Here is an 812-nt window from a genome sequence, read left to right as displayed (position 1 = left end):
AATATATGGAGTATTTTATGGCACGTAGACCAAGAAGAAATCATTCAAACGACTTTAAGGCTAAGGTAGCACTTGCTGCGATCAAAGCAGAAAAAACACTTGCTGAATTGAGTTCTGAGTTTGATGTTCATCAAAACCAAATTATTGACTGGAAAAATCAATTGATCTCAGCTTCCTCACAAGCTTTCGATCAATCAAAAGCTCCATCAGAACCTCCCATTGATCTTAAAAAGTTACATGCAAAAATCGGTGAGCAGGCATTAGAAATTGATTTTTTAGAAGGTGTGTTGAAGAAACTGGGCCGCTTCAACCACAAAAGTTAATCGATCACTCACTTCAGATTTCAGTATCTAAACAAGCTAAGTTACTGAAAGTCTCTCGTGGTTGTTATTATTATCGCCCAAAACCTGTTAGCTCATCAGATCTGAAGCTGATGCGATGTATTGATGAATTACATATGCAATATCCTTTTGCAGGCAGTCGTATGATGCGTGATTTGTTGAATCGTCAAGGGCATCATATAGGACGACGTCATACACGTACTTTAATGAAGAAAATGGGTATTCAGGCGTTATATTGCAAACCAAATTTAAGCCAGGCTAATCAAGCTCACCGTAAATATCCATATCTGCTCAAAGGATTGGCTATTCAGCGCAGTAATCAAGTGTGGTCTACGGATATAACGTATATCCCTATGGCAAAAGGCTTTGTTTATTTATGTGCTGTGATTGATTGGCATAGCCGCAAGGTACTTGCGCATAGGGTATCGATTAGTATGGAGGTGGATTTTTGTATTTCGGCTTTAAATGAAG

1 pseudogene is annotated in these 812 nt (G+C 38.4%); it reads left to right on the top strand.

From position 1 onward, the window contains the following. Positions 1-5 precede the first annotated feature (5 nt). Positions 6-812 (top strand): annotated as a pseudogene (locus tag AVJ20_RS18050) (IS3-like element ISAba14 family transposase); the annotation flags it as partial.

This window comes from Acinetobacter sp. CFCC 11171 (genome assembly GCF_003268405.1).
Lineage (GTDB): Bacteria > Pseudomonadota > Gammaproteobacteria > Pseudomonadales > Moraxellaceae > Acinetobacter > Acinetobacter amyesii.
The sequence above is the reverse complement of the archived record's forward strand: the minus strand, read 5'-3'. Positions and strand labels throughout refer to the sequence as shown.